At 55.4% G+C, this 386-nt stretch carries 1 protein-coding gene; it reads right to left on the bottom strand.

Annotation, left to right across the window (positions count from 1 at the left end; genetic code table 11):
* The coding region (locus tag AB9F26_RS22340; RefSeq protein ID WP_369769137.1) for a CocE/NonD family hydrolase at positions 1–386 on the bottom strand (386 nt) is incomplete at both ends.

The following is a 386-nucleotide window of genomic DNA, read 5'->3' on the forward strand; positions in this document are numbered from 1 at the left end:
GGCTGCGCTGTAATCCAATCCAATGTGGCCACTCCGTCCGAACCCGCGTGCGGATAGGGCGCAAACACGCCCTCGGACCCATGTCGCCCACGCATATCTTGTGCAACAACAACAAATCCACGGCGCGTCAGTTTATCGACCCAAAACCGAACTTCACCATAACTACGCTTACCATAAGGCAAACGCATCAGAACCGTGGGCAACGCGCCCTGTGCGGACGGAAGGTAAACATCCGTCGCAAGCCGAACCCCGTCAGCCATCGGGATCATCACATCCGCCTGATTCGGTTTCCCCGCCTGAACCCTCCACGCAACATAGTTTTTTGCCGCGCTTGTCATATCGCGCCAAGGTGTGAACAATGCCGCAAGAACAAACATACAAAGAAG

The sequence above is a fragment of the Falsihalocynthiibacter sp. BN13B15 genome (genome assembly GCF_041205415.1).
Taxonomy (GTDB): domain Bacteria; phylum Pseudomonadota; class Alphaproteobacteria; order Rhodobacterales; family Rhodobacteraceae; genus Falsihalocynthiibacter; species Falsihalocynthiibacter arcticus.